General features: G+C 66.7%; 23 protein-coding genes and 2 pseudogenes. 12 read left to right on the top strand and 13 right to left on the bottom strand.

What is annotated here, in order from left to right:
* Window positions 1-23: 23 nt before the first annotated feature.
* Window positions 24-1307, bottom strand: a complete 1284-nt coding sequence (locus ABLE92_RS21665; RefSeq protein ID WP_348806863.1) for a benzoate/H(+) symporter BenE family transporter — start codon at window positions 1305-1307, stop codon at window positions 24-26.
* 146 nt (window positions 1308-1453) lie between these two features.
* Between ABLE92_RS21665 and ABLE92_RS21660 the strand changes: the two genes are divergently transcribed.
* A complete protein-coding gene (locus ABLE92_RS21660; RefSeq protein ID WP_348806862.1) occupies window positions 1454-2626 on the top strand; it encodes an arylsulfotransferase family protein in 1173 nt (390 codons plus the stop codon).
* A gap of 20 nt (window positions 2627-2646) precedes the next feature.
* Here ABLE92_RS21660 and ABLE92_RS21655 read toward each other — a convergent pair whose 3' ends face one another.
* The 3 genes from ABLE92_RS21655 to ABLE92_RS21645 form a co-directional block, all read right to left on the bottom strand.
* A complete protein-coding gene (locus ABLE92_RS21655; RefSeq protein ID WP_348806861.1) occupies window positions 2647-3438 on the bottom strand; it encodes a hydroxymethylpyrimidine/phosphomethylpyrimidine kinase in 792 nt (263 codons plus the stop codon).
* Between the two features lie 99 nt (window positions 3439-3537).
* Entirely contained in the window at window positions 3538-4023 is a 486-nt protein-coding gene (locus ABLE92_RS21650; protein WP_348806860.1) for an SRPBCC family protein, read from the bottom strand.
* 4 nt (window positions 4024-4027) lie between these two features.
* Entirely contained in the window at window positions 4028-4420 is a 393-nt protein-coding gene (locus ABLE92_RS21645) for an ArsR/SmtB family transcription factor (protein ID WP_348806859.1), read from the bottom strand.
* A gap of 111 nt (window positions 4421-4531) precedes the next feature.
* On the opposite strand from ABLE92_RS21645, the gene ABLE92_RS21640 reads away from it, so the two are divergent.
* A complete protein-coding gene (locus ABLE92_RS21640; RefSeq protein ID WP_348806858.1) occupies window positions 4532-5380 on the top strand; it encodes a 3-hydroxybutyryl-CoA dehydrogenase in 849 nt (282 codons plus the stop codon).
* Between the two features lie 64 nt (window positions 5381-5444).
* Here ABLE92_RS21640 and fadD5 read toward each other — a convergent pair whose 3' ends face one another.
* Window positions 5445-7052, bottom strand: coding sequence for a fatty-acid--CoA ligase FadD5 (gene fadD5 / locus ABLE92_RS21635; RefSeq protein ID WP_348806857.1), 1608 nt, complete (start codon window positions 7050-7052; stop codon window positions 5445-5447).
* Between the two features lie 246 nt (window positions 7053-7298).
* Between fadD5 and ABLE92_RS21630 the strand changes: the two genes are divergently transcribed.
* Window positions 7299-8522: a methyltransferase domain-containing protein gene (locus tag ABLE92_RS21630; protein WP_348806856.1), complete on the top strand. Its 1224-nt coding sequence runs from the start codon at window positions 7299-7301 to the stop codon at window positions 8520-8522.
* Entirely contained in the window at window positions 8509-9540 is a 1032-nt protein-coding gene (locus ABLE92_RS21625) for a polysaccharide deacetylase family protein (protein WP_348806855.1), read from the top strand. Before ABLE92_RS21630 ends, ABLE92_RS21625 begins: the two co-directional genes overlap by 14 nt.
* On the opposite strand, the gene ABLE92_RS21620 is transcribed toward ABLE92_RS21625, so the two are convergent.
* Window positions 9537-10616, bottom strand: a complete 1080-nt coding sequence (locus ABLE92_RS21620) for an NADH:flavin oxidoreductase (RefSeq protein ID WP_348806854.1) — start codon at window positions 10614-10616, stop codon at window positions 9537-9539. The genes ABLE92_RS21625 and ABLE92_RS21620 overlap by 4 nt on opposite strands.
* Window positions 10617-10754: 138 nt before the next feature.
* Here ABLE92_RS21620 and ABLE92_RS21615 point away from each other — a divergent pair, with 138 nt between their 5' ends.
* The 3 genes from ABLE92_RS21615 to ABLE92_RS21605 all read left to right on the top strand — a co-directional run bounded on the left by ABLE92_RS21615 (window position 10755) and on the right by ABLE92_RS21605 (window position 14871).
* On the top strand, window positions 10755-10979 hold the full coding sequence (locus ABLE92_RS21615) for a dodecin (RefSeq protein WP_348806853.1): 225 nt from the start codon (window positions 10755-10757) through the stop codon (window positions 10977-10979).
* A gap of 77 nt (window positions 10980-11056) precedes the next feature.
* Window positions 11057-12178, top strand: a complete 1122-nt coding sequence (locus ABLE92_RS21610; RefSeq protein ID WP_348806852.1) for an NAD(P)/FAD-dependent oxidoreductase — start codon at window positions 11057-11059, stop codon at window positions 12176-12178.
* 455 nt (window positions 12179-12633) lie between these two features.
* Window positions 12634-14871, top strand: coding sequence for an NADP-dependent isocitrate dehydrogenase (locus ABLE92_RS21605; RefSeq protein ID WP_348806851.1), 2238 nt, complete (start codon window positions 12634-12636; stop codon window positions 14869-14871).
* A 92-nt stretch (window positions 14872-14963) separates the two neighbouring features.
* Here ABLE92_RS21605 and ABLE92_RS21600 read toward each other — a convergent pair whose 3' ends face one another.
* From ABLE92_RS21600 to ABLE92_RS21585, 4 genes and pseudogenes are all read right to left on the bottom strand, one after another.
* Complete coding sequence (locus ABLE92_RS21600) at window positions 14964-15518, bottom strand: hypothetical protein (RefSeq protein ID WP_348806850.1); 555 nt, start codon at window positions 15516-15518, stop codon at window positions 14964-14966.
* 57 nt (window positions 15519-15575) lie between these two features.
* Window positions 15576-16046 (bottom strand): M15 family metallopeptidase, encoded by a 471-nt coding sequence (locus ABLE92_RS21595; protein WP_348806910.1) that lies wholly within the window; start codon window positions 16044-16046, stop codon window positions 15576-15578.
* Window positions 16047-16123: 77 nt separating this feature from the next.
* Window positions 16124-16270: pseudogene (locus ABLE92_RS21590) on the bottom strand (X-Pro dipeptidyl-peptidase domain-containing protein); the annotation flags it as partial.
* A gap of 329 nt (window positions 16271-16599) precedes the next feature.
* Window positions 16600-16740: a hypothetical protein gene (locus ABLE92_RS21585; RefSeq protein ID WP_348806849.1), complete on the bottom strand. Its 141-nt coding sequence runs from the start codon at window positions 16738-16740 to the stop codon at window positions 16600-16602.
* A 170-nt stretch (window positions 16741-16910) separates the two neighbouring features.
* Here ABLE92_RS21585 and ABLE92_RS21580 point away from each other — a divergent pair, with 170 nt between their 5' ends.
* From ABLE92_RS21580 to ABLE92_RS21560, 5 genes and pseudogenes are all read left to right on the top strand, one after another.
* A complete protein-coding gene (locus tag ABLE92_RS21580) occupies window positions 16911-17531 on the top strand; it encodes a TetR/AcrR family transcriptional regulator (protein ID WP_348806848.1) in 621 nt (206 codons plus the stop codon).
* A gap of 76 nt (window positions 17532-17607) precedes the next feature.
* A pseudogene (locus ABLE92_RS21575) lies at window positions 17608-17847 on the top strand (hypothetical protein); the annotation flags it as partial.
* Between the two features lie 8 nt (window positions 17848-17855).
* On the top strand, window positions 17856-18539 hold the full coding sequence (locus ABLE92_RS21570; protein WP_348806913.1) for an MFS transporter: 684 nt from the start codon (window positions 17856-17858) through the stop codon (window positions 18537-18539).
* 46 nt (window positions 18540-18585) lie between these two features.
* Complete coding sequence (locus ABLE92_RS21565) at window positions 18586-18939, top strand: VOC family protein (protein WP_348806847.1); 354 nt, start codon at window positions 18586-18588, stop codon at window positions 18937-18939.
* 159 nt (window positions 18940-19098) lie between these two features.
* Window positions 19099-19515, top strand: coding sequence for a DUF5313 domain-containing protein (locus ABLE92_RS21560; RefSeq protein WP_348806846.1), 417 nt, complete (start codon window positions 19099-19101; stop codon window positions 19513-19515).
* A gap of 117 nt (window positions 19516-19632) precedes the next feature.
* Here the strand turns inward: ABLE92_RS21560 and ABLE92_RS21555 are convergent, their stop codons facing one another.
* Genes ABLE92_RS21555 through ABLE92_RS21545 form a run of 3 tightly spaced genes read right to left on the bottom strand, consistent with a single transcriptional unit; the run spans window position 19633 to window position 25243 of the window.
* Window positions 19633-22974 (bottom strand): ATP-binding protein, encoded by a 3342-nt coding sequence (locus tag ABLE92_RS21555; protein WP_348806845.1) that lies wholly within the window; start codon window positions 22972-22974, stop codon window positions 19633-19635.
* Window positions 22971-23771, bottom strand: coding sequence for a DUF4194 domain-containing protein (locus tag ABLE92_RS21550; RefSeq protein WP_348806844.1), 801 nt, complete (start codon window positions 23769-23771; stop codon window positions 22971-22973). Before ABLE92_RS21550 ends, ABLE92_RS21555 begins: the two co-directional genes overlap by 4 nt.
* Window positions 23768-25243 (bottom strand): DUF3375 domain-containing protein, encoded by a 1476-nt coding sequence (locus ABLE92_RS21545; protein ID WP_348806843.1) that lies wholly within the window; start codon window positions 25241-25243, stop codon window positions 23768-23770. The genes ABLE92_RS21550 and ABLE92_RS21545 overlap by 4 nt, the downstream gene beginning before the upstream one ends.
* Window positions 25244-25568 lie beyond the last annotated feature (325 nt).

Genomic DNA, 25568 nt, shown 5'->3' with positions numbered 1-25568 from the left:
GGGGACGTCGTGATGATCCGTCGTCACCGGCCCGTGCGCGCCGGCCGAACGTCCTCGCGCTCGACGGCCCACGACACCAGCAGTCCGGCGAGCAGACCCCAGAACGCCGCACCGATGTTCAGCAGGTCGACGCCGGAGATGGTCACCAGCAGGGTGACCAGCGCACCCAGGGTGCACCGGGAGGAGAACGCGGTGCGAAACGCATTCTGAAGTGCGCCGAGGAGCGCCAGTCCGCCGACCGTCGCCACGAACGCCGCAGGTGTGGCGAGCATCAGCTCGACGAACAGCGGCGCCGCGAGGCCGACGACGATGGCCAGGATCCCGAAGGTCAGCGCCGCGGTGTACTGGCGTTGGCGCTGACCACCCGCGACCAGCAATGCGTTGGTCGGCCCGGCGAGGCAACTCGACACGGCACCGACGGCGGCCGCCAACCCGGAGAACACCCCGCAGGCGATGGTGACGACGTTGACCGGGGTACGGTGCCCGGCGGACTCGAGCACGGCCGTGCCCTGCCCGTTCTGGACGACGATCACGGTGATGGCCAGGGGGATCACCAACTCGAGGCAGGCCTGGATGCCGAACTGCGGAGCCTGCAGTGCGGGCGTGGCCAACCACGTGGTGGGTGTGGTGGCGAGATGGAACCGGCCGCTCACCGCGACGGCGAGGGCCCCGGCCACCAGTGCGCCGATGATCGGCGGGATGAACCGTCCCAACCGCCGGTAGGCCAACAGCACCACGAACACCACCACGATCGGCACGGCGATACCGGGATCGTCGTCCAGCGACCGGAATATGTTGATGCCGAACTGCAGGAACACGCCGGCGACCATGGCCATCACGATCGGTTGCGGCAACGCCGACATCACTCGCCGAACCTGCCCGGTGAGGCCGATCGCGGTGATCAGCACGCTGGTCACCACGAAGGCGCCGAGAACCTCGGGCCACGACAGATGCTGCAGCGAGGAGCCGACCAGGACGGTCCCGGGAATGGTCCACGCGAACGCGAGGGGCGTGCGGTAGACCCAACTGGCCAGGATCGTCAACGCACCGTTGAGTGCGAACACGCCGAAGATCCACGACGACAGCACGGCCCGATCCAGGTGACCCGCGGCCCCGGCGGCCAGGATGACGGCGACCGGTCCGGACGCGGAGAAGATCAGGCCGATCAGGCCGTTGGTGGCGTAACTCGTGCCGAAGTCGGCGATGATCCGGCGCGGCGTCGGGAGCGGGCGAGGCGGACGTTCGTACACACCTCCGTCGTCGTGCGGGGCGTGCTGATCGGGGTGGGCGTTGCGGGATGTGACCATGGGCGTGAACCCGAGGCTAGCGACGCGGCCGCCGCGTGAGAATGACCGAGATTCGTGGCATTGATCGGCGTCATCGATCAGTGGTTGCGCCCAGTGCGAGCCGAAACGTGATGTGCCGGATTCCGGGCTTGATAGCATCACGCTCGATGATGAGAATTGTGTTGCGGCGCATGGCCGTTGCGCTGTGTGCGGTCGTGGTGGGGATGACCGTGGTCGTGGGCCCGGTGCACGCCGCACCGGCCGCCGACATTTATCGGGTCAACCTCGATTCGCGGCCGGGCACGCCGGGGGTCATCTTGCTGGCGCCCGACGACCTGCTCAACAACCCGGCGGTCCCCCGTGTCGGTGGCAACTCGGCGCACGCCCCGGTCGAACTGCAGGTGCGCACTCGTGCCGGGAAACTACTGGCCCGGCATGTCATCCCCGACGGCCAATCGGCCGGGAACTTCCAGATCCAGTCCTATGGCGGACAGCGCGTCTACACGTGGTGGCAGGGAACCAGCAAACCCGGCCACGGATCGGGGAGCTACTACATCGCCGACCGCGACTTCCGCGTCCTGCGAACCATCCGGACACCGGCGGGTTCCTCCGGTGATCTGCACGAGTTCCGCATCCTTGCCGACGGCCGCGCCGCGGTGACCAGCTATGCGCCGGTCGCCACCTCGGTCAACGGAGTTCCCTTGCGGGTCATCGATTCTCGCTTCTACATCATCGACATCGACAGTGGGCGTGCCGAATTCAGCTGGAGTTCGTTGGCGCACGTACCGGTGGCGGCCAACACGACGCCCTGGCCGGTACCCGGCGAGGGACTGGATTACTTCCACATCAACAGCATCGTCGCGGACGGCTCGGGCAACTATCTCATCTCCTCGCGCAACACGTCGGCGCTCTACCTGATCGACGGGACGACCGGACAGGTCCGATGGCGGCTCGGCGGCAACAACTCCACCCTTCGGGTGGAAGCGAACGCCACCTTCGCCAATCAGCACGACGCCGAGTTCCTGCCGGACGGGTCCATTCGTCTCTTCGACAATCACGCGGCCGTTCCCGCGGTCGGTGGAGGGTCATCGGTGTTGACCGTGCGACCGGACTTCGCGCACGGCGTCGTGCGCCTGGTGTCGCGGTGGGAGCATCCGCAGCGTCTGACCGCGTGGGCGATGGGTAACGCCCAGACGCTCGCCGACGGTTCGGTGTTCGGGGGCTGGGGCACGACCGGCCACATCTCCCAGTTCGATGCCCGAGGACACCTCGTCTACGACGCCAACCTCTCAGGAACCCTGACCACCTACCGCGCGTTCTTCTACCCGACCGGGTTGTAGGTCGACGGGGGCGGCTCGTCTCACGGCCGCGGACACACCGCGTCGAACGGCGCCGACGACGATAGTCGGCTCACGATCCCGCCGTGGGTGAACTGTTTCGCGGTGGCGACGGCGTCGACGACGTCGGCACCCTTGGCGAGTTCGGCGGTGGTGGCGGCGGCGAAGACACATCCGGCGCCCGACACCCGCTCCTGGCCGACCTTGGGTGCGCGGAGCACCGAGATCTCGCCGGCGTTCCACACGACGTCGATCGCGTCGTCGCCGGCCAGGCCGACTCCACCCTTGACGATCACGGTCTGCGGGCCCTGATCGGCGATGCGGCGCGCCGCCTCGGCGAGGTCGTCGACCGTGGTCAGATCGTCCATGCCGGCGAGGGTCGCGGCCTCGAACAGGTTGGGGGTCACCACCGTCGCCAGCGGCAGGATCTGCTCGCGCAGCGCATTGTCGGTGTCGAGCGCAGCCCCCGGTTCCTGTCCCTTGCAGATGAGGACCGGGTCGACCACCACGTGACGCCACGTACGGCTGCGCAGTGCCTCGGCGACGGTCTCGATCGTCGTGGGCGTGCCCAACATGCCGACCTTCACCACATCGGGTGCATGGGTGACGGTGGCGGCCTCGATCTGGTCGGCGATGACCGCTGCGTCGACGGGTACGAATCGGTGGGCCCACCCGTTGTTCGGGTCGAAGGACACGATGCAGGTGATCGTGCCGACGCCGTAGGTGCCCAGTTGCGCAAAGGTGCGCAGGTCTGCCTGGAGTCCGGCGCCGCCGGTTGCCTCGGATCCGGCGATCACATACGCGATGGTCGTCATCGGTTCACTCCTCTGCGCTGATCGTGAGGAACGTGGGGGTTCCCCACGATCAGCGTAGAGGTATGCGTGGCGCCGTCGACGGGGTGCGCCGGCGTGCGCTCAGGCCGCGATGAACCCGTCGATCTGGTTGATGGCGCCGGTCGATCCCTCGACGACGCCCATGTCCAGGACCTTCTGGAGGCCTTCGGCCGAGTCGAAGGTGCTGGTGTAGGTGGCGACGGTGGTCCCGTCCCGTTCGGTGAACGTGTAGGTGTTGCGCGACAGCGGGAGGGAATCGATGGGTGTGAAGTCCTCGTCGGCGAATCCGTCTCGGAAGGTGAAGCCGCGGGGTTCGTCGACGGTGTCGACGAGCCAGTACCCGGCGAACTTTCCACCGTCCGGACCGGTCATGTAGTAGGTGACGCGGCCGCCTGCGGTGAGGTCGTGATCGACCACGGTCGCCGGGTACTCGGGTGGGCCCCAGATCTTTTCGAGCTGACGCGGATCGGCGTAGATCTGCCAGATGCGGCTCGGCGGGGCGGCGAACTCCGCGGTGATGGTGAGGGTTCGGGTGTCGAGGTCGTGGGTGACGTCGGTGACGGGCATGGTGTCAGTCCTCTTCTGATGCGGTGGGTGTCGGTTGTGGTGATGGCTGGCGATCGCCGGTGGTGTGCGGTGATGCGTCCGCGATCAGGTCGTCGATGCGGGCGATTCGTCCGCGCCAGATGTGTTCGAGATCGGTCAGCATGTCGGCGACGGCGCGCACGGCGTCGACGTCTCCGGACGCGAGTTGTTCACGGCCGCTGCGGCGTTTGGTGATCAGTCCGGCGCGTTGCAGGACCGCCACGTGTTTCTGGACGGCCGCGAAGCTCATGTCGTAGGCGGCCGCGAGTGTCGACACCGAGTGCTCCCCGGCCAGAACGCGCCGCAGGATATCGCGGCGGGTGCGGTCGGACAGCGCGTGGAACAGGGCATCGGCCCGGTCCTCGTCGGTGTCGGTCACCTCCCCAATATACAACCGATTGGTTGTACGTTGTCAAGGGTGTGACGCTCTTCGCTCCGCGTGATGTCCTAGGCTGACCACGAGCGATCACCGATCACCTGGAGGATTCACATGACACAGCTCGGAGTTGTCGGCGGCGGCACCATGGGCGCGGGAATAGCCGAGGTTGCCATCCGGGCGGGTGACGACGTACTGGTCCTCGAGCGCGATCAGGAGGCCGCCGACGGTGCGCGGGCCCGCATCGAGAAGTCGCTCGGTCGCGCCGTCAGCAAATCGAAGATCACCGAAGACGATGCCGCACAGGCACTGTCGCGGCTGCACCTGACGACCTCGGTGGGCGACTTCGCCGACCGCGAACTGGTCATCGAGGCACTGCCGGAGATCGAATCGCTGAAGGTCGGGTTCTTCGCCGAACTCGACAAGGTCACCTCGCCGGAAGCGATCCTGGCGACCAACACCTCCTCGATCCCGATCATCCGGATCGCCAAGGACGTCGCCGACCCCTCCCGCGTGGTCGGCGTCCACTTCTTCAACCCGGTGCCGGTGATGCCGCTCGTCGAGATCATCTCCAGCCTCGCGAGCTCACCTCAGGCGATCGAGACCGTCACCGCCTACGCCCGTGACCACCTCGGCAAGACCACCATCGCGGCCGGTGACCGCGGCGGATTCGTCGTCAACGCGCTGCTCATCCCCTATCTGGTCAGCGCCATCCGGATGTATGAGAGCGGCTACGCCTCCAAGGAGGACATCGACGCCGGGATGGTCAACGGGTGCGCGCATCCGATGGGCCCGCTGACCCTGAGCGACACCGTCGGCCTCGACGTGGTGCTCGATGTGGCCGAGTCGCTGTTCGACGAGTTCCGCGAGTCGCACCTGGCCCCGCCGCCGTTGCTGCGCCGGATGGTCGAGGCCGGCTACCTCGGCAAGAAGACCGGCAAGGGCTTCTACGACTACAGCTGAGGTCTGCGCCCGGCCGGGCGGTATGCCCACTCGACGGGGATGGGCGCCCACTCGACGGGATTCGTCAGTGATTCAGGCCGATGTCCTTGCTGCCGTAGCTCTCTCGCAGCCGGGGCTTGACGACCTTGCCGCCGGCGTTGCGGGGCAGTTCGTCGACGATGATCAGGTCCTTGGGCTGTTTGAACCGGGCCAGGTTCTCGTCGAGGTAGCCGGCGATGGCGTCGAGGGTCACATCCTCGATGCCCTCGGCCAACACCACCACCGCGACCGGTACCTCTCCCCACTTCTCATGCGCCCGTCCGATCACCGCGGCTTCGGAGATGTGGGGATGGCCGTAGAGGACGTTCTCGACCTCGGCGCAGTAGACGTTCTCACCGCCGGAGATGATCATGTCCTTGGCCCGGTCCACGACGTAGAGGAAGCCGTCCTCGTCCTCGCGCACCAGGTCCCCGGAGTGGAACCACCCACCGCGGAATGCGTCCGCGGTGGCCTGCGGATTCTCCCAGTACCCCTTCATCAGGTTCGGGCCCCGGTAGACGATCTCGCCGACCTCGCCTGGTTTGACGTCGTTCATCATCGGATCGACGATGCGTGCGGTCACCGCGGGAACGACCTTGCCGATCGATCCGATCTTGCGCAGCGCGTCCTTGCCTTCGAGGATGCAGGTGACCGGTGACATCTCGGTCTGACCGAACGCCGTCATGTTCAATGCCTGCGGGAAGTTGTCACTCATGGCGTTGAGCACGGAGTCCGAGGCCGGCGCCGCACCCCAGCTGATGGTGCGCAACTTCAGGTTTCGGGGCCGGGCCTGTTGTGCGGCGCAGACCGCCTGCCACTGCGCCGGCACCATGAACACCGACGTGACACCCTCGCGTTCGAGGGTGTCGAGCATGTCGTCGGGGTCGAAGGCGCCCAGCGGGTGGATCACCGAGGTGACGCCCCGGTAGAAGACCGGCGCGAAGGCCGCGAGGCCGGCGATGTGGAAGATGGGCGGTACCACCGAGGCGACGTCGTCGTCGGTGTGGTCCTGGGCGGCACTGATCGTGGTCACCGCCTGCGCCTGCAGATTCTGGTGGGTCAGCATGGCGCCCTTGGGTTTTCCGGTTGTCCCGGAGGTGTACATGATGAGCGCGACGGTGTCCTCGGGGACGTCGACCTCGGGCAGGTCGGCCGACCCGTCGGCGAGCAGCGTCTCGTAGTCGAGGTGCTCGGGATTGTCGCTGCCGCCGACGACGATGGTGGTGTCGATTCCGCCGATCGATGCGTTGACCGCGGCGGCGAGCGGCGCGAGCAACGTCTGGGTGACCACCACCTTGGCGCCGCTGTTGGTGACCAGGAAGCCGACCTCGGCCGGACTCATCCGGATGTTGACCGGGACCGGGATGGCGCCGATCAGGTTGGCGCCGAGGACCGCCTCGACGTACTCGGTGCGATTGAGCAGCGCCATCAGGATGCGGTCGCCGAACTGCACGCCGTTGCGGCTGAGCGCGGCACCGAAGGCCCGACTGCGTTCGTCGAGTTCGCGCCACGTCGTGGTCTGACCCTGGAATCGGAGGGCCGGACGGTCGGGTGTCATGAAGGCGTGCCGGTGCACCTGGTTGTTCCAGTGGTTACGGCGGGACCGCAGTGGTTCGGTCGTCAGATCGCTCGACGTGTGGGTGCTGGTGGTCAATGAACTCCCCTGACTCTTCTGTGACGCGCGGGCGGCGTTGTGTGTGCCCTGGCTCACACACTAGAGGGGTGCACTGACGGTGGGGGTGGATCGCGGAGGTTGTCGGCGCGCGGTCCCGATCGGCGACGGCGGACCGGTGAGATAAGGTGACCCTAACTGACAGCAAGTTCGTACCCGGCACACAGATTCTTGATCATTCGATCGAGTATGTGACCGGCGTGACCGGCACATCGAATCGGAAGGTCCATGACAGTTCTGCAGCGCAACCGGAGTTCACTGGCGCAGTCCGTACTCGGTGAGGCCAACTACCGTCGCGTCATCCGGATACTGGCCGAGCGGCGGCAACGCCCCCGGGTCGGAAAGGTGCGATTCGGAGATCTCCGCCGCACCCAGCCCATCTGCCGCGAGTACGGCTTCGAACGCGGCCGCCCCGTCGACCGCTATTACATCGAGAACTTCCTGGAACGCAGCGCCGACCTCATCACGGGTGCGGTCCTCGAGGTCGGGGAACGCACCTACACCGAGCGGTTCGGTCGTGGGGTGACCCGCTCGGACATGCTGAACGTCGTCGACGAACCCGGCGCCACCTACGTCGACGACCTGACCGACGCGCCGAGTGTGCCGAGTAATACCTACGACTGCATCATCCTGACGCAGACGCTGCAGATGATCTTCGATCTGCCCTCGGCGATCCGAACCATCTACCGCATTCTCAAACCCGGCGGTGTCCTGCTGTGCACGGCGCCGGGGATCAGCCAGATCGCCGATCCGGTGTGGAACTCCACCTGGTACTGGTCGTTCACCGAACTCTCGGCGAACCGGCTGTTCGGCCTGGCCTTCCCGCCGGGGAACGTCGACGTCCGAACACACGGAAACGTGTTGTCGGCCACCACCTTTCTCTACGGCATGGCCGACCGTGAACTGCGCCGCAGCGAACTCGACGTGGTGGACCCGGAGTATCCGGTCATCATCACCATCTCGGCTCGCAAAGGTGATGTGGGACAACGGCAACCGGCCGTGCTCTCCCCCGGCACCGAGGTGGCGGCGTCGGGTGACGATGACCCGGCATTGCAGGCGGCGACCGAGTTCCTGAGTGCCGACGTCGGCCCGGTCGGCGCGGATCCGGGCGACGCTGCTCCGGCCATCGAGAACTGGGGCGAGGTCGACCTCGCCGACATCGCCGACCACGTCGGCGGTTCCGGACGGGTGCTGCTGCCCCGGGTGCTCGAACACCATTGGGGGTGGCGACGCATCCTCGCCAACGCGGTGGCCGGTACCGGTGACCGTCTCGCGATCGTGCTGTCGGTTCCCCTCGGCGACAGTGAGATGCGCGTCGACAACGACAAGCCGATTCCCACGTTGCAATTGCCGCGGGAGGAGTTTCTTGCCCACTTCGCCGGCATGACCGTGCGTGAAGACGTCCTCGAATCCGAGGACGGTACACAGACAGTGATCTATGTCGGGAAGTAGGGCGGCGGCGGCCGCCATCACGCGGCGGGTTCGGCGGTGGCGGCCGCGCGGCGGGATCCTGATGTATCACTGCATCTGCGCCGAGGCCTGCGACCCGTGGGCGATCTGCATCGCACCCGAGCACTTCGACGATCAGATGGCCGTCCTCGCCGAGGCGCGTGCGGCGGTGCCCCTCGCGGATTTCGCCGACGAGGACGGCTACACGTGGGACGGTTCCCGGGTGGCGGTGACCTTCGACGACGGCTATGTCGACAATCTTCTTGTCGCACTGCCGATCCTGGAGAAGTACGACATTCCCGCGACGATCTTCGTGGTCGGCAACGCCGTCGACCGCGGGCGGGAGTTCTGGTGGGATGCGTTGCAGCGGGCGATCCTCGGTCCGACCACCCTGCCCGAGGTCCTCGACGTCCCGTTCGGGACCGGACCGCGGACGTTCACCTCGACCGATGGTTGGGGTGCGGTTGCCGAGAACGCCGGATGGCGAGCCGATGCCGAGGACCCGAGAAACCGGCGTCAACAGCTGTTCCGGACCCTGTGGGATGCCATCGTCGTGCTGGGTCCCGACGAGCAGGACGGGGCCGTCGACCACCTTCTGGAGTGGGCCGGTGAGCCCGAGATCGGTGTCGGCTCACGACTTCCGGTGACCGGTGAGCAGTTCGCCGAACTGGCACGGCATCCGTTGATCACCCTCGGTGGTCACACTCGTGACCACGTCTCGCTCACCGACATGACGTTGCCGGACCGGCACGCCCAGATCGACGCGGGTAACCGGTCGGTGTCCGAACTGGCCGACGCGCCGGTGACCCAGTTCGCCTTTCCCTTCGGCCGTTTCGACGTTCCGACGCGAAACCTGTTGCGTGACAGCGATGTCACCGTGGGCTGTACCAGTGTGTCGACACCGGCGATATCGTCGGACGATCGTCACGCGCTGCCCCGGCTGCACGCCACGGACATGGACGGTGACGCATTCGGTCGATGGCTTCGGCGCGATCACGGCCTGCTCGGGAGCAGGGCCTAGCGGATGACGAAATCGTCCCACCGGTCGTCGAGATAGTCGACGAAGCGCGGACCGACCGACTCGTTCACGAGGTGACGCTCGGGCACCGGGGTGTCCATCGCCCGGAACTCGTCGTCGGCGGCGACGTGACGGGCGAAGTCGTGATGCAAGATGGCTCCGGTTCCGATCAACACGAAATCGGCTCCGCGCTCCAGGCATTCACGTGCACCCGGTGCGTCCAGTATCTTGCCGGCCACGCCGAGTCGCGTCGATCCACGTGGGAGGTCGACGAAGTACTCGATCAGGAGGCGGTCGGAATGGTGCTCCTCGTAGGGACGCTTGAACGCATCCCACAGCGAGAGGTCGAGGTAATCCAGTTGTCCGTCGGACAGGACCTCACCGGCCAACGCACGGGCCTCGTCGAGCACGATTCCGTACCTCTCCGGCGAGAGTCGAAGTCCCAGTTGTAGATCCGACGAGGTCGCCGCCCGGATCGCGGCGATGATCTCGTGCACGATGCGGAACCGGTTCTCCGCCGACCCTCCAAAACGGTCGGTGCGGCGGTTGTGCCGGACGTCGAGGAACTGGGCCACCAGGTAGCCGTGGGCGCCGTGGATCTCGACGCCGTCGAAACCTGCCCGTTCGGCCCGGACCGCGGCGTCGGCGAAGTCGGCGATCACGCGTTCGATCTGGTCGGTGGTCAGCGCGGTCACCCCGCGTTGCGGATCGTCCCACGGCCCGAGCGCCGGCCGACCGGACAGTGCCGGATCGGCGCGACGGCCACCGTGCTGCAACTGCACCGCCGACACCGAACCCGCGGACCGGATACCGGTGGCGAGCCGTCGCAGACCGTCGAGATGGGTGTCGTCGCAGATACCGAGCTGACCGGGGAATGTCTGTCCCTCCGGACTGACATGCGCGGCGCACGTCATCACCAGACCGAATCCACCCTCGGCGCGGCGAACCAGCCACCGGTATTTGTCGTCGGACAACGTTCCGTCGGCATTGCTCTGCAGGTTGGTCAGCGGTGCGAGCGCAACCCGATTGCGCCACGGGCGACCGTGGGCGAGCTCGAGGGGCGAGCCGAGATACTGCATGAACCTGTCCTTGGGTGCCGAGGGGATGGACCAATCAGTTGTAGCGCACCGACGGTGGCGCGGTGGCGGCGACCATGCCGGCGGACCGGATGGTCGAACTTCGCCCGCGTGCGATGGGGTCGGTGCCAGAATCGCGGTATGAGCGAACATGTATACCGGGTCATCGAGGTTGTCGGTTCATCGGCGGAGGGTACCGATGCGGCGATTGCCAATGCCATTGCGCGCGTGACGAAGACGACGCGGAACGTCGACTGGTTCGAGGTCGTCGGAACGCGTGGGCATGTCGTCGACGGCGCCGTCGCGCACACGCAGGTGACCCTGAAGGTCGGCTTCCGGATCGACGAGGACGACGCCGCGTCGTGAATTCGGCTCGCCCGGAGGTGGCGACGCTATCCTGACGGCGGGCGGACGAGCGGGCCGCGGCATCCGAAGGGAGTCCGGTGACAGACGAGGTCGAATGCGTGGTGGTCGGCGCCGGCGTCGTCGGGCTGGCGGTGGCGCGGCGACTGGCGCGCGACGGTCGCGAGGTGGTGATCGTCGAATCCGAGGACGCCATCGGGACAAAGACCAGCTCCCGCAATTCCGAGGTCATCCACTCCGGGATCTACTATCCGCGCGGCAGCCTGAAGGCACGTGCGTGCGTCGCGGGTCGCGAAATGCTCTATCGCTACTGCGCCGAGGCCGGTGTGGCCCACCGACGCTTCGGCAAGCTGATCGTGGCCACCACCGAGGATCAGCGTCCACAACTTCAGCGCATCATCGCCGCCGCGCACGCCAACGGGGTCACCGATCTCCGTCTCGTCGAGGGTCCCGAACTGGCCGAGATGGAACCGGACCTGTCAGCCGTCGCGGCGGTGCTGTCCCCGTCGACGGGCATCGTCGACGGGCACGGCTTGATGCAGGCGCTGCGCCGCGACGCCGAGGACGCCGGAGCCTCGGTGGTCGTGCACAGCCCGCTCGTCGCCGGCGAGATCGGCGCCGACGCGACGATCACGGTGGAACTCGGCGACTCGTTCCGGGTCCGGTGCACGACACTCGTCAACTGCGCCGGGCTGGGGGCGTGGGATGTCGCCGCCGCACTGGACGGGTTCCCGCCCGGGCAGATCCCGTCGCGCCGTTTTGCCAAGGGCAACTACTTCGGACTGGACCACGACACCGCGCCGTTCTCCCGCCTGATCTACCCGGTGCCGGTGGCCGGCGGCCTCGGTATCCACCTGACGCTCGACCTCGACGGCCGGGCGCGATTCGGCCCCGACGTCGAGTGGCTGGGGGACGTCGATCCCGCGCAGATCGACTTGTCCGTCGATCCCCACCGCGTGGATACGTTCACCGAAGAGATCCGGTGGTACTGGCCCGGACTCCCCGACCACGCGCTGCATCCCGATTACTCGGGCGTCCGCCCCAAGATCAGTGGTCCCGGTGACCCGGACGCGGACTTCGCGGTGCGCGGACCCTCGGATCACGGGATACCGGGCCTGGTCCACCTGTTCGGCATCGAATCGCCCGGACTGACGTCGAGCCTCGCGCTCGCCGACGAGGTGGCGGCGAGACTGCGGCCGTAATCCGACGGCGCTCTCTCAAACGCCGGTCGAGCTCGACGAGGCGCCGGCCGGGGAGGCGTCGAGGAGGTGTCGAGGCCTGGTGGGGTGAGGCTGGAACGTGCTGGGGCGTCGGGCGCAACGACATCGAGCGCTGTCAACGGGAAGCCGAGCGCTGTGAACGCGGAGACGGGCGCCGTCGATGTGAGCAGGAGCGCGGTCGACGAGCGGGCGATTGCGGCGTCTGAACAACCCGCTCGTTGATGTGATCCATGTCGCCCGATCAGATCCGTGTGACGTGTCGGTGGCCGGAGCCGGGGTCGTAAGCTCGGAGAGGACCCCGACCCGCGGGCCGCGGATGCGGCGACAGCAAGACAACGCATCAACACGCACGATGTCGCCGCGACCGCGATACTGGTAGCGCCGAGACAACACGAATCCCGGTGCTGCGTGACCACGACTGGAGAGTAAGGCGGATTATGAGCGCGGAAAAACCGACCATCATCTACACGCTGACCGACGAAGCGCCCATGCTGGCGACCCACGCTTTTCTGCCGGTGATCCGAGCGTTCGCCGATGCCGCCGACATCAACGTCGCGACGACTGACATCTCCGTCGCAGCCCGCATCCTGGCCGAGTTCCCCGACTACCTCACCGACGAGCAGAAGGTTCCCGACAACCTCGCCGAACTGGGCAAGCTCACCCAGGACCCCAGCACCAACATCATCAAGCTGCCGAACATCTCCGCGTCGGTGCCGCAGCTGCTGGCCGCGATCAAGGAACTGCAGGCCAAGGGATACAAGATCCCCGACTTCCCGGGCAGTCCGAAGACCGACGAGGAGAAGGCGATCCGCGACCGCTACACCAAGTGTCTGGGTAGCGCAGTCAACCCCGTTCTGCGTGAGGGAAATTCGGATCGACGCGCCCCGAAGGCGGTCAAGGAGTACGCCCAGAAGCACCCGCATTCGATGGGTGACTGGTCGATGGCGTCGCGCACCCACGTCGCGCACATGCGCCACGGCGACTTCTATCACGGCGAGAAGTCGATGACCGTCGACGGTGATCGTGACGTCAAGATGGAACTGGTGACCACCGGCGGCGAGACGATCGTCCTCAAGCCGAAGGTGTCGCTCACCGACGGCGACGTCATCGACGCCATGTTCATGAGCAAGAAGGCCCTCATCGACTTCTACGAGGAGCAGATGGAGGACGCCTACAAGACGGGCGTGATGTTCTCGCTGCACGTCAAGGCCACGATGATGCGGGTCAGTCACCCGATCGTGTTCGGCCACGCCGTGCGCACCTTCTACAAGGATGCCTTCGCCAAACACGGTGAACTCTTCGACGAACTCGGCGTCAACGTCAACAACGGGCTCTCGGATCTGTACGCGAAGATCGAGTCGCTGCCGGCGTCGAAGAAGGAAGAGATCATCGACGACCTGCACAAGTGCCACGAGCATCGCCCGGAGCTGGCGATGGTCGACTCGGCGCGCGGCATCTCCAACTTCCACTCCCCCAGCGATGTCATCGTCGACGCGTCGATGCCCGCGATGATCCGCGCCGGCGGCAAGATGTACGGCGCCGACGGCCGGCCCAAGGACACCAAGGCGGTCAACCCGGAATCCACCTTCTCGCGGATCTACCAGGAGATGGTCAACTTCTGTAAGACCAACGGCGCCTTCGATCCGACGACGATGGGAACGGTCCCCAACGTCGGCCTGATGGCGCAGCAGGCCGAGGAGTACGGCTCCCACGACAAGACCTTCGAGATCCCCGAGGCCGGTTCCGCCAACATCGTCGACGTGGCCACCGGCGAGATCCTGCTGTCCCAGGATGTCGAAGAGGGCGACATCTTCCGTCTGTGCATCGTCAAGGACGCCCCGATCCGGGATTGGGTGAAGCTCGCGGTCACCCGCTCCCGTGATTCCGGCATGCCGGTGGTGTTCTGGCTCGATCCGTACCGCCCGCACGAGAACGAGCTGATCGGCAAGGTGCGGACCTACCTGAAGGATCATGACACCGAGGGTCTCGACATCCAGATCATGTCGCAGGTGCGCGCGATCCGGTACACGATGGAACGCCTGATCCGGGGTCTGGACACCATCTCGGCAACCGGCAACATCCTGCGTGACTACCTCACCGACCTCTTCCCCATCCTGGAACTCGGCACCAGTGCCAAGATGCTGTCGATCGTGCCGTTGATGGCCGGCGGTGGTCTCTACGAGACCGGTGCCGGTGGGTCTGCGCCCAAGCACGTGAAGCAGCTGCTGGAAGAGAATCACCTGCGCTGGGATTCACTGGGTGAGTTCCTCGCGCTGGCGGTGAGCCTGGAGGATCTGGGCCGCAAGAATGACAATGCGAAGGCGACGATTCTCGCCAAGACGCTCGACGCGGCCACCGGCAAGCTCCTGGAGAACAGCAAGGGTCCGTCGCGGTCGACCGGTGAGCTCGACAACCGCGGAAGCCAGTTCTATCTCGCCATGTACTGGGCGCAGGAACTCGCCAACCAGACCGACGACGCCGAGTTGGCGAAACACTTTGCGCCGCTGGCGAAGTCGCTCGCCGAGAACGAGGACGCCATTGTCGCCGAGCTGAACGACGCTCAGGGCGGTGCCGTCGACATCGGTGGCTACTATGCACCGGATTTCGAGCTGACCGACAAGGTGATGCGCCCCAGCGCCACGTTCAACGACGCCTTGGCTGCCGTCAGCGGCTGACCGCCGGTCACAACGATCAGGGGTCGTCGCCGGATGCGACAAGCACCGGTGGCGGCCCTTCGTCGTGTTCGGGCGCTGTCGGTGTGGCGGGGCTACATCGATTCGAAGGCGCGGCCCAGCTCGGTGGCGACGTCGATGATGCGTGCCTTGGTGATGGCCGGATCGTTGATGCGCACGGCGACGTCGGCGGCGATGAACCGGCGGATCTCGTCGTCGACCTGGCCCACCATCCGGATGATCTCGCCGCGCAGGTTGCGGGCCGCCACACCCACTGTCACGTCCCGCGGACGTGGTTCGGCGACGTCGATGTGCAGTTCCAATGGCTCGATCGCCCGAGCGGTCAGGGCGAGGGCCACCGAGCCGTCGACGTCGTAGCGGATGCGATCGACCTTCAGATCGACCAGCAATCGGATACTCAGCGGTATCTGGACGGCAAAGGTGATGACGTCGGAGACCTCACGCACGATGTGGGGTTCGTCAATGCGCACCCGGGCGCGGACCTTGGCGATACCGCCGGGGCCCGACGGGATCGGTCCGACCTCGAAGGAATCACCCGTCAGCGTGGAGAATGCGCTGGCCACGCGGTCCTCGGTGACCGCCACCTCGAAGAAGCGGCGGCCGAACTCCTCGTACGTCAGCTCTGGCATCTCTCCATGGTGGCAAATCTCACCGAACTCGGGGGCGATCAGGGTCAACAAGCGTGGTCAGTGCCTGCCGTGCGCGTCGGCGCGGGCAGCCGCGTCCGGCCACATCCGGGGACATGGCGTGCCCGGGATGGTCGCGACCTCGAAGTGCCACCACTCGTTGGCGAATGTGCGGCACAGCCCCCACCGGTTGCCGTTGCGCTCGAGCCAGGCCGCCCCGGCCTGCGGCCCGACGTCGATCGCGTGACCGCCGACGTGGGTGGACTCATCCGGCGGTAGCACCCAGCGGCGTGCCGCCTCGGGGCTGCCGTAGGTGCCGATCGCGTCCCGCCACAGTTGCTGCTGCTCGGCCCGGGTGCGGGCGCCGGAGGTGATGTGCAGCGGAACCCCGTCGTCGTGTGCGGCCGCGGCGGCCTGCGCGTACGCGGTCGCCAGGACCGGGTCGAGGCCGGCGGTGCCCGACTCTGCGTGTGCCGGGGCCGCGGTCCCCGACCAGAGCAGGGCCAGCGCCCCGAGGACGGCCGACAGCATTGCGAGGCGGGCGGTCAGTGGTGTGCGACGGGCAGTTGGCGGCATCAGGGAGAACGACACCCGACCCAGTATGCCGTCTACTCTCGGCCGGTCGTGGTGAACGGCAACACCAACCGCGAGGGGTGGGCGGCGTCGCGGAACACCTTATGGGTGACCGGACGGCCGACCGGCAGGTGGAAGGCATCCGGTGGCAGCAGCGAGTTGTGGTCGTCGACCAGCGGCTCGTCGCCGCCGTGGGATTCAACGTCCCGGCGGCGGTGCCGGCATGTTCACCAGCACCTTGGCGATCTCGGGATGCAATGTCATCGCTCATGCCCCCGCGGTCTGGGATGTCGACTGTGCTGCCGGCTTCTGACCCGGGAAGGCGTCGTTGAGTTCACCCTCGGTCCAGCCGGACCGCGAAATACGTTGCAGCTCATCGGTGCCGGGCTTGCGGACGGCCTGATACTGCGCCAGCGCGGCCGGGACGGACGCCGCGTCACGCAGTGCGTTGGCGAGTTCGCCGGCATCGAAGATCGCCGAGTTCGCGCATCTCCTCGTTGGACACCACCGGTCACCAGGTGGGGATCCCGTTGTGGAACAGCGCTATCGAACAGGCGAAGGTGGCCGCGACGACGTTGCTGCTCGGCGCGGATGCGCCCGCGCTGGTGCATCGGCCGTACTTCTGGACCGAACAGTTCGGGCTGTCACTCAAGGCGGTCGGTGATCTTCCCTTCGTCGGCGAACCCGAGCGTCTCGACGGGGACCCGGACACCGATTCCGCGTCTGCGTCGACTGTGCGCGTCCTCGCGGGGCCGCGCCGGTGGACTGAGCAGGACGCGTGCCCAGGACCCCGATGGTCACCGGGCCAATACAGTAATGCCCATGACCAGTCTGCGCGAGGCCCAGAAGCAACTCACCCGCCGTCGACTCCTGACGGCCGCGCTGGAGACCTTCCAGGCCAAGGGATACGCAGCCACCACGGTCGATGACATCGCCAAGGCGGCCGGCACCACTCGGGTGACGTTCTATGCCTACTTCCCCAACCGCAGCGATCTGATGAGTGCCCTCGTCGACGAACAGCTCAACGAGTCATTGCAGCGCGATCGGTCCGATGACCACGGGTCGACCGCCACCGATCTGGTCGCGGTGGTGGCGGCGGGGACTCGCGACAGCATCGAGGCGTGGATGCGTGAACGCGTGACCATCTGGCCGGAGATCCGGCCGATCATCCGCATCGCCCGGCAGGCGGCCGGGGTAGATCCCGATCTCGGTGACATCGTCGAACGGTGGATGGAGGAGGCCGTGGCCGACATCGAGGAGGGACTCGAGCGGGCCGGCCGGTTCGAGAAACACCAACGCCACTTCCGGGGCGTCCTGGCCATCGCCGAACTCGACTACGTCGCCCAGAACTGGGGCAGCTCCGACTGGAAACTCGAAGAGGAACAGATGATCACCGAACTCGTCGACAGTTGGGTTCGGCTGCTCGCACCGGCCGCGGACTGAACGTCCGCCGTGGTTGTGCGGGACGATCCGGACGAGTCGGAGTCCGGTGTCGGCAGGCGCGTCCTGGTGATTCTCGGTGCGCTGTCGGCATTCGGCCCGATCTCCACCGATCTCTACCTTCCGGCGCTCCCCCGGGCCATCGTGGGCCGATCGGTGTTCGGGATCGGCACTGGTGTCGGTCTTTGCGCTGCTCACCGTCGTCGTAGGGCTCGGCCCGGTACTGGCCCCGCTGCTGGGTAGCGCCATCCAGCTGGTCGGTTCGTGGCGCACGATCTTCGCCGTGCTCGCCGTCATCGGTGCGCTCCTCGTCGTGGCCACCGCGATGTGGATCCCGGAAACGCTGCCGCCGGGACACCGAGTGTCCGGCGGGGTGCTGGCCGGCGCCTCGGCGTCGTATGGGCGGCTGCTCAGCGATGGCCGTACCTGCTGGTCATCACCACCGGCGCCGTCGGTTTCGGGGCGCTGTTCGCCTACATCACCGGCTCCCCCTTCGCATTCCAGGAGGTGCACGGACTGAGCCCCTCGGAGTTCGCGGTGGTGTTCGCGGTCGACGGTCTGTGCCTGATGGCGTGTGCACGGTGGGTGCGATTCTCCCGAGCGCTCCACCAGATCGCCTGTGGTGCTGCGTTTCTCGTAGCCGGTTCGGCGCTTCTGGTCGTGGCCGCGGGAACAGATGGCCTGGCGGCTGCTCGTCGGCTGTGCGGTCATCGCAGCGTTGTGGGGTGTGATCGGCCGAGCGTCACCGCCCTGGCATTGATACGCCATCCCGAACGCGCCGGCGCGGCGGCGGCACTGCTCGGCGCACTGCAGTTTCGTGGTGGGCGCGGTGACGGGCTCGCTGGTGGGGCACAGAGCCACCACGGGGATCCCGTCATCATCCCGCGTCGCATGGGCCGATTGCATCGAAATGACAAGCCATGTCCGGCAGCGCTTCTCGTCGCCGGTCCGGGGACAGGCGAGGTTCCTGTCCCCGCGTCGGAGGCCTATGGTGGAGGTGCCTGCGAATGAAGTCGGAGGCCTATGCTGGGGGTGCCTGCGAGAAAAGGAGTCAGTGGTGAGTGAGCATGAGGTCAAGATGATCGTGCTGTCGACCGATGATCTCGACGCATCCATCGAGTTCTACAGCGAGACCCTGGGTTTCGCGCTGAAGTTCCGTGACGGTGCGCATTTCGCGGCATTGAACGGCGGGGCCGTCACCCTGGCGCTGGCCACCGAGGTCGATCACCCGATCCCGGGACAGGTGGTGGTCGGGATCAAGACCGACGACGTCGACGCGGCCGCCAAGGCCATCGAGGCGAGTGGCGGCGGCATCGTCAAGGGTCCCTACGACGATGCGCATGAACGTCGCGCCGTGGTCTACGACAACAAGGGCAACGGACTGGTGTTCTACAGTCCGCTCGCACGCTGATCGTGCCGACCAGGGGTAGCGCTTGCGCATCAAAGTGAATACAATTAAATCGTGCACTACTTATCGGCGCCGGGTGGATCGCCCGGTGTACGCGGGTAGCCGACACCCGAGCCGTACACCCCAGAGCCATACACCCCAGCCGAGACAAGGAAGATCCCGATGAGCAAGACGTCCACGGTCACCACGACCAGCACGGCCACCGAGCGCCCGCACGGCTGGCAGTACGTGAAGTATTGCTACGGCGGTCGCCTGCCCGATTCGATGCGCGACTGGGTGACCAATGATCTCGCCGGCCCCGGCGCGGCGACCCGGATGGTCGCGCGCTGGGCGATCCCGTGCATCGTCGTTCTCGTCCCGCTGCTGTTCACACCGGCCGATTGGCTGGTGCGCGCCAACATGACGGTGCCGATCCTCATCCCGTACATCTTCTTCTCGATCGCGTTGAACCGGGTGTACCGACGTTTCCGGCTGACCCAGCACGGACTCGATCCGGATCTCGTCAACAAGCTCGAACGCGAGAAGAACGCCGACCTCTACGACGAGTACCGGCGCAAGTACCGCGGCACCGGCCACTGAGCCCGGCGCTCCAGCGCAATCCCGGCCCACGAAGTGGGGGAAGATTCGTCTTCCCCCACTTCTGTCGTTTCGTCGGTCGGCTGTTTTGTCGGTCGGCCCTGTGTCAGGTCAGCCGTGTCAGATCAGCCGGTTGCGGCCCGAGGACCGCCGCAGTTCGGTGAACGCGCCGATCGACGTCGAGGTCGCGGTGGCGACCGGCCGCCCACCCGTCTCGGTCTTCGACACCATGATCACGTTGTCGATGTAGGGCTGGATGGTGCTGGTGTTCTGCACGGTGGCCACGATGATCAGCTGGAACCCGAACTTGCGGAACGCCGAGAGAGCCTGCTGGGCGAACTGCGGATCGGATTTGGAGAACGCCTCGTCGAGCATCAGCTGCGCGAAGATCGGCCGGTTGTCGTCCCCGTCGGGACTCGCGAGGTTGAAGCTGAGCGCTCCGGCCAGACAGAACGCCATCAGTTTCTCCTGCTCACCACCGGAGTTGTCGCCGGCGTTGCTGTAGGTCCGGATCGTCTCGCCGGTGGCGGCGTCGTGCTCCTCGCAGTAGAAGTCGAAACGATTGCGCACGTCGAGGGCATCGCGGGTCCACTGGCGATCCTCCGGGGTGGCGCCCGCGAGACGTTCGCGCAGCAGCAGGATGTCGGCGTACTGCTCGAGGATCGCCTGCTCGTCGCCGAAGGCGACCGCGGTCGACCGCCGGGAGATCTGACGGGCCTTCTCGGTCAGTTCGGCCGCGGCGGCGAGGTGTTTGCGCCCGGGCTGCAGACGCAGCCGGGTACCGCGGTTGAACGCGACGGCCCCGAGGCCGGTGTTGACACGTTCGATCTGTTCGACGATGCGGCGTTCCTCGGCGTCGGCGGCCATGTGCAGGTTGAGGATCGCTCCCGGCGCCTGCTCGGTGATCAGTCGACGCATCCGTTCATAGGCCGACGGGAGTTCCCGTTCATCGATGCGGCGGCACATCGCCACGTAGTCGTACACCCGCTCGTCGAGGTCGTCGCTGTCGTTCGGGATGGCGTCGGGGAACTCCTCGTCGTAGGTCCGCACGATCCGCGCGAGTTCGTCCCGGGAGCGCCGGGCATCGGCGCGCATGCGGTCACGGTCCCGGCCGACCGCCTTCACCAGTTCCGCGCGGTAGGGCTCGGGTGCGAGGACGTCGAGGATGGCCGGTGACTCCTCCCGGAAACCGTCGAGCGCCACCTCGATGCCCTCACCGACCTGTTCGGGCGTGAGCCGATCGGTGAGGTCGAGCAACTGGGTGCGGCGCTCGTCGTGGGTGGCGATGCGGTCGCGCACCAGCGCCGCCTTGGAGATCGCCGCGCGCACCTGTTCCCAGATCTCCTCGGCCTTGCGTTGCAGGGCCTCGACGTCGGGATGCTCCTCCATCAGCAGTTCGTACTGGTCGGACAGGCGTTCGGCGCGGTCCTCGGCCGACTCCACGTCGATCTCGGTCCACTGGGTGAACTGTTCGCAGACACTGCGATACGCGTCGCGTCGCCGTTGTTTGTCGGATCGGTCGGCCTCGATCGACGCGGTCGCCGCGCGGGCCGACTCGTAGTTGCTCTCGTGCTGATCGAGTTCGTCGCGCAGGGCGGCGAGTTTGGCATCGACGTTGCCGACGAAGATGAACTGCGATGCCCGCAGGGTCTGACGGTCATCCTTGATGGCGAGTCTGGCCGAATCCTTGCGCAGCCCGCGATCGGTGACCGCCTTGGTGTGCCGGGAGAACTCGGCGGGATCGTCGACGCAGACGTAGTTGCCCAACCGGTTGAGGATGGTCAGGGCCTCCGCGGAACTGGGATGGGTGTCCTCGACCGGACGCAGCGTCGCGGCGAGCGTACCGGGCTCGGCGGCGCCGGCCTCCCGGGCCTGGACCTGGTGCAACTGGATCCGGCCACGCATGTCGTGGGTGTTGACGAAACGCAGTGCGGCATGAAAGTGCCTGTCGGGCACCAGGAGTCGTAATCCTGCGGTGCGCAGTACCTTCTCGACGGCGGGTCGCCACCGTTCCTGATCGGGATCGAGTTCGACGAGTTCGGCGACGTAGCGCAGTTCGGTGTCGTCGACCTGCAGGGCGTCGGCGATCACCCGGCGCATCTCGTGCTCGGAGCGCGGCAGGGCCGAACCGGCGTTCTCGACGCGGGTGAGTTCGTCCCTCGCGGCGTCACGCCGGGTCCGGGCGGCCACCTCCTGGGCGAGCACCTCGGCGTAGTGCCCCTTTCCGGCGTCGAGGAGCCCGTCGATCCGGGTGGCCTCCTCGATCAGGAACTCGCGTGATTCCCAGAAATCCTCTGCGGTGTCCGGGATCTCGACGTCGAGCGCGGACAGTTTGGCCTCATACGAGGAGAACCGGATCGACACCTCGTTGGCGGCCTTCTGGGCGGCGGTGAGCTGCTCGGACAGCGGGGCGAGATCCGCTGTGCTCGAAGCGATCCGGGACAGCAGGTGACTGTGATCGGTCCGTAGCTGATCGTGTTGGGCGGTCAGCGCCTCGAGGTCGCCGTCGAGGCGTTCGATCTGATCGTCGAGGTCGGCGATCTCCGGTTGTGCGTGCCGGATTCGCAGATTGGTCAGGTAGGCGCGTACGGCGGCGGTGTCGATGGTGTCGAGCACCGAGAACTTCGCCGCCTCGGTCGCATAACGTTCCTGGATCGCCTCGATGTCGCCGAGAATGGTGCGTTTACGCCGGGCGATGTCGAGGAGTTCACGCGCGTCGACCAACGGATCGATCTGCTCGAGAGCGTCCTTGATGCCGACGATGCTCGTCGGCTCGTCGAGCATGAACTCGCGGACGAACTGTGCCAGGCCACCGACGCTCTTGAGCGACTTGGCCTTTCCGAGAAGTTGTTGGGCCGCATCGGATCCGCGGATGCCGATCAGCGAGTACAGGGACGCGAGGTACTTGCCCTCCCCGGGACCACCGCGCCAGCCGCGCTCACGGAGTCGGGCGGCGTTGTGATTGCCCTGCGCCCACTCGTTGCAGGCCTCGACGATGTCGGCGTCGCCCTCGGTCAGGAAGTAGGCGCTGTGCGCATCGGTCATCTTGCCCGCGGCAAGCCATTTGAGCACCAGCCCGGTGATCGCGGCACCCGAATCGGAGGTGTAGGTGACGGCGATGGCCGCCCATGCCGGACCCGTGCCGCGCAGGTACATCACCTCGCGGGTGGAGTTGACCCCGTCGCGGCGCTCACCCCACGCGCCGCGGACGTACTTGCCGACCGTGCGTTTGCCACTGGCCGAACCGGCGGCCGTCGCGTCCCCGGAGGCGTTGAAGTTGCGCCGATGATCGGGCAGGAAGGCCAGCGAGATCGCGTCCAGCAGTGACGACTTACCGCTGCCGGACGAGCCGGTGACCAGAGACCCGTTGACGCTGAACGGAATCGAGTGGTACCCGTCGAAGACACCCCAGTTGATCAGTTGCAGCCGGGAGAGGTGGAACTGGTCGACGCTGCTGCTCACCACTGGTCATCCCCCTCGTCGTCGGTATCGTCGGCATCGAGATCCACCGACTCGGCGCCGTCGTGATCCGACGGCGTGTCCTCCGCGTCGTCATCACCGACCTCGCCGGAACCGATGAACACCTCGAACTGGTGTTGCAGATCGGTGATGACCGAGGCGGTCATCACCGCGGTGATCACCGGGCTGACGGTGAAGGTGTCGGGGTCGTCGCGGTGACGACGCAGGAACTCGAGTTCCTCGAGTTTGTCGATGGCCTTGTCGATGCGCTTGTCGAACAGTGTCAGGTCCCGGTCGATCGTATTCGACACGCCCGCGAACAATTCGTGGATCTCCTCGTGGGTGATCAGCACCTGTTCCTCGCGCGCGGCCCGCATGTGTTTGGCCAGATGCAGAGCCAGGATCGCATCATAGGTCTGGATGGTCTCTCGTTTGAGAAGCCTTCTCCCCCAACGTGAGTCATAGCCCACCTGCTCGACGAAGGCGACCTCGAGTTCGGTGACCAGCCGCAGGCGCAGATCGAGTTCGGACAGCCGCACACGCAGCCGATCCTGATACTCGAGGACCCACGACCACAGCTGCGGGGTGCGATCGGCGCTGACGTAGCGGCGGGTCACCAGGTTCTGCAACGCCCAGCACGCGCGGTCGGGCATCTCGCTGAGGTCGCCGTCGAAACGCGGCACCTTCGGGCTGTCGTCGACGGTGGCGGTCCGGGCGACGGCGGGCAGGTCGTCGTAGCCGCGGAACTCGTCGGTGGTGGCAGGGTCGACGGCGGTGCCGTGGTCGCGATTGTCGGTCACAGGGTGTCGGCCTCCGCGGTCGGAATCGGTTCGGTGAAGGTGAGGCTCGGTACCTCGATGAAGCGGTCGTCGCCATCGAGCGACCGGAAGCGGAGAACCGAGGTCGGCGTGGACGCGGACGGGGATGACGCCGACGCCCCGGGCTGGCGCAACGCCCACGACCACAACACGATCACATGGGCCAGATACGGTTCGTCGAGCGAGTCGATGGCCTCGGCGAGGGTGACCGGACCGGTGTGCAGGGCGTCGTTGACGCGCTCGGTGAGTTCGACGGTGTCGACCTGGCCGGCCAGCGACACGAACGAGTCGAGATCGGCCTGTCCGTCGGCGATGAGCGCCGGGATCGGTGGTTCGGGATTGCGGATCTCGAACGCCAGTCGACCGATGGAGGTCAATGACGTTGTGGCCAGCGGTAATTCGTAGCCGAGGCGACGATCCGACAGCGATGTCGACAGCAACTCGTTCGCCGTCGACAACGCGTCGTTGAGCTGGCGGGCGATGCCGCGGCTCTGTTCGAGGGTGCCGGAGGCGACGAATCGGCGGATGCGGCGGGCGCAGCGCCGACGGATCCGGCCGACCTCACCGATCTGCTGGGTGACGAGGACGAAGAAGTTGTCCATCACCGACCGCAGCGCCGGATCGATACCGGGGAGACGGGCGATGACGGTGTCGATGTCGGCGATCAGCTTCGCGCGTTGTGCGGGGTCGCCGATCATCGTCGTGAATGCGTGGTACGAGGCGCTCTGTGACGACTCCAGCAGCGATTCGTAGTCGTCGAACATCTGCCGTTGCCGATCCCGGTAGGCGAGGTCGGAATCGCCGGGATCGTCGAGCAGCGCGGTGGTGATGCGATCGAGCATGCTGCCGTACTGACCGATGTCGGAGATGATCTGTTCCATCTGATAGGCGATGGCCCGGGCCTCGTCCTCGGCGGCGGCCAGGTCGGGCTCGCGCCGACGACCAGCATCGAGGTCGGCCAGTTCGGCGTCGAGTTCCTCGATCTGTTGGGTGAGGTCCTCACGCAGTGCGTCGGCGTCGTCGCTCACCTGTCCGGCGACGCGTCGCAGGCCCGCGGCGATGCCGTTGATGGACCCACCGGTGGCCACCGAGTCCTCACGGCGAAGCCGGCGGGTGTAGTCGAGGACCGAGCGCGCCTCGGGCGTCAGGTGGCACAGGTTCTGCCCGGTGACCGCAGGATCGGGCATCCGGTGCAGCCACCCGTTCTTGGCCCACAGTTTGATGAGGTCGAGTCCCTGGGGCTGGTCGATGAGACCGAGGTCGGAGATGTCGCGATCGAGGCGGACCGCCAGGTCTGTCTCCGACCGTCGCGAGCCGAAGTCGAGGTGGCGCTCCATCAGGGTGACGTAGAGGGCGGAGTTGGTGGCCGCGAAGAGGCGCACGGCTGCCGACTTCTGGATCGAGCGATTGGCCTCCCACGCCTGCGCCAGCGCCGGCTGTTGCACACTCTCCATGGCCGCCTCGTGGGTTCGTCGGGAAACAGTTCGTCGGTGTCACTTCTTCAGGGACACTTCGTCAGGGACATTCGGACCCGAGGTAGTGTCCCACGGCCGGGTCGCCTCGCCCGCGTCGCCCGGTGGCACGTGTGGAGCGATGGCGATATCCGCAGGTCGATCGGCTGGGGGCGATGCCCGCGCACGTCGTTGACAGCGCTCTGCTGGACGTTGACGGCGCTCTCGCCCGCGTTGACGGCGCTCTCGCCCGCATTGACAGCGCTCAGCCGGACGTCGACGGCGCCCCGATGACAGAAGCCGACGACGCACAGAGCGCCGTCGGTGA

Source organism: Gordonia oleivorans (assembly GCF_040044975.1).
In the GTDB taxonomy this organism is placed as follows: Bacteria; Actinomycetota; Actinomycetes; order Mycobacteriales; family Mycobacteriaceae; genus Gordonia; species Gordonia oleivorans.
This window is presented reverse-complemented; position numbering and strand designations above follow the sequence as displayed.